The sequence below is a fragment of the Chryseobacterium sp. CH21 genome (assembly GCF_004119445.1).
Classification (GTDB): domain Bacteria; phylum Bacteroidota; class Bacteroidia; order Flavobacteriales; family Weeksellaceae; genus Chryseobacterium.
On sequence record NZ_QICI01000122.1, the window covers coordinates 1 to 2,959 of the forward strand.

General features: G+C 40.4%; 2 protein-coding genes. Both read left to right on the top strand.

Going from position 1 to position 2,959, the window contains the following annotated elements; translation table 11 throughout:
* Window positions 1-10: 10 nt before the first annotated feature.
* Window positions 11-154, top strand: coding sequence for a T9SS type A sorting domain-containing protein (locus tag BOQ62_RS24375; RefSeq protein WP_353886450.1), 144 nt, complete (start codon window positions 11-13; stop codon window positions 152-154).
* Window positions 155-385: 231 nt separating this feature from the next.
* Window positions 386-2,959 (top strand): GEVED domain-containing protein (locus tag BOQ62_RS22250; RefSeq protein WP_164976834.1); only part of this gene is annotated, 2,574 nt, incomplete at its 3' end.

Consider the following 2,959-nt stretch of genomic DNA (forward strand, 5'->3'; position numbering starts at 1 on the left):
TAAGTATACGATCTACAATGCCGCAGGACAGGTGATTGCAAACGGTATCTTACTGAACAACCAGATCAATGTAAGTAAATTGATCAACGGTGTTTATGTAATAGATATTGAAGACAATGGTAACACTGTTCAGAAGAAGTTTATCAAAGAATAAATAAGTTTAAATTTCAAATAGAATAAGCCTCCAGCAATGGAGGCTTATTTTTTTATAAAAATACCCAATATTTTTTGAGAAATTCAGTGAAATTGGGGTTTTAAAATGGTGATAATTTATTTGAGTTATTCTTTTATTGGTATATGATAATGATTTACTTAATCTAATTGGTTATTGATAAAAATATGATTAATTTTGTAAAGATTAACATATATATCTAACCAAAACATTATGAAGAAACTCTTTACTTCTTTAATTCTGTTTCTCGGTTTGATCTTTGGGCTCTCATTACATGCTCAGGTCGTAACCATTGGAACAGGAACCAGTACGCAGCGATATCCTTTGACACCCTACTACGGGTATCAGAGATCTGCATCGCTATATACTGCTGCAGAAATAAACACTCCTGGTGGAGGAAGTATCTTATCCGTAGGATGGGAGGCTACCACAACCATGAACATTACCTTCCCGGTAAAAGTTTATTTAAAATCCGTACCATCCACTACTACAGCTATCACGGCTCAAAACTGGAATACGGTAACTACTGGAGCTACCTTAGTATATAGTGCAAACGTAACCAGCCTTGCGGTTGGGTGGAATACACTTCAATTACAGCTTCCATACACCTACAATGGAACGGATAACCTTATGGTTTTAGTAGAAACCAATTATGGGGGATCCGGAGGAGGCTCAGGAACTGCCGGAGCAGGATTTAAATATAGTACTGCCACAGCAAGTCACATGTATTTCGAAGCCGATACTACCGCACCTGCAGGGAATGGAACAGTAAGCGCAAACAGACCAAATGTTCGATTAACTTTTGGTGCACCGCCTACATGCTTACCAATGCCTCCGGGCGGAACTTTATCTACAGGAACAATAACACCTACAAGTGCAGTACTGAACTGGACAGCATATTCATCTGTACCTGCAGGAGGATATGATATCTACTACAGTACCACAAACACTGCTCCTACAGCAGCAACGGTGCCATCACAAAACGTTCCTGCCGGAACCACTGCAACTCTTTCTCCATTAGTGGCTAACACAACATACTATGCGTGGGTAAGAGCAAAATGTAGTGCTACAGACCAAAGTACATGGTCTGGACCCGTAACTATTACTACACCTCCAACATGTCCGCCTATGCCTGCAACCGGATCATTATCTATTGGTACGGTAACCCCTACAAGTGCAGTCTTAAACTGGACAGCATTTGGATACGTGCCTGCAGGAGGGTATGATATTTATTACAGTACAAGTAACACAGCTCCAACAGGAGCGACTGTACCGTCACAAAACGTTCCATCCGGAACTACTGCAACACTTTCTCCACTTACTCCTAACACAACATATTATGCGTGGGTAAGAGCAAGATGTAGTGCAACAGATCAAAGTGCATGGAAAGGACCCCTTTCTTTCTATACAGGATATTGTATACCTACAGGAGGTACTTCAAGTACTTCATATTACCTGAATAATATTACAACAACAGGAGGTATTTCCAATTTGAATTATACAGCAAACAGCTATACGGCGTATGTAAATAACTCAGCTACTGTATTTTCTGCAATTCCTAGTACTTCTGTTACTGTTAATCTGGCTACGTCAGGAACTAGTACTTACTATCATTATATTTGGGTTGACTGGAATAATGATATGAGTTTCACCGGACCTGGAGAAACTATCCTTGCTACTACCACTTATGCAGCAACAGCTACCGGAACAATCCCAATTGCGGCAGGGCAGGCTCCTGGTAATTACAGAGTAAGAATGGGAACATCCTGGTTAGGAAGCATTACTCCATGTGGACCTGCTGCTTATGGTAACTATGTGGACTTTACATTAAGTGTTATTGCTTTACAACCATGCTCGGCTGCACCGCCAAGTAATATTGCGGTTTCAAACCTTACAGCAAGTACAGCTCTTGTATCATGGATTCCTGCAATAGGAGCAACATATACTTTGAGATACAAAAAAGTAACTGATGCTACCTGGACAACAATTAATATTACAACTCCGCTTACAAGCAGCCAGTTATTAAGTAATTTAGCAGATCAGACTGCTTATGAAGTTCAGATGGCTACTATTTGTGGAGGCACTACAGGAGCGTTCTCACCAAGTGTGAACTTTACAACTCCGGCTCTTACTTATTGTACAGCTAACCCTACAGGTAATACAGGAACAAGCGGCTATATTAATAATGTAACTGTTACGCCTACGAATGCTCCTATCATGTTTAATAATTCTGGATCTGATGGTTACAAGGATTATACAACAGATGCTACGAAAATGATCATTCTGGAAAGAGGTTCAGGAAATACGAATAAAATTTCTGTGAACAAATACTGGCCAGGTTCCAGCAGTTCTTATGGAATTTCAGCATGGATAGATTTTAACAGAAACGGAACATTTGAAACCAGTGAGAGAGTTCTGAATACTACAGCCAGTACAACTACTCCTGTTACCGCTACCTTCCCTGTACCTACCATTGCAAGTGGAAATGTATATACAGGAACTCAGCCAACCCGTATGCGTGTTGTAATGAGTACAAGTAGTACAAACAACCCTTGTGGAACATTTACTCAGGGAGAAGTAGAAGATTATCCGGTAAGGTTTGTAGATTCTCAACCTTGTACAACTGCTCCTCCAACGGGTATTATAGTAAATAATATTTCTGCCACCAATGCAACTGTATCATGGATATCTACTGTTGGAGCTACTTATACCGTAAGATGGAGAGTGGCACCAAGTGGAGCCTGGCAGACTGCTACCGTTACTGCAGGTCAGAACTTCTATGGAATT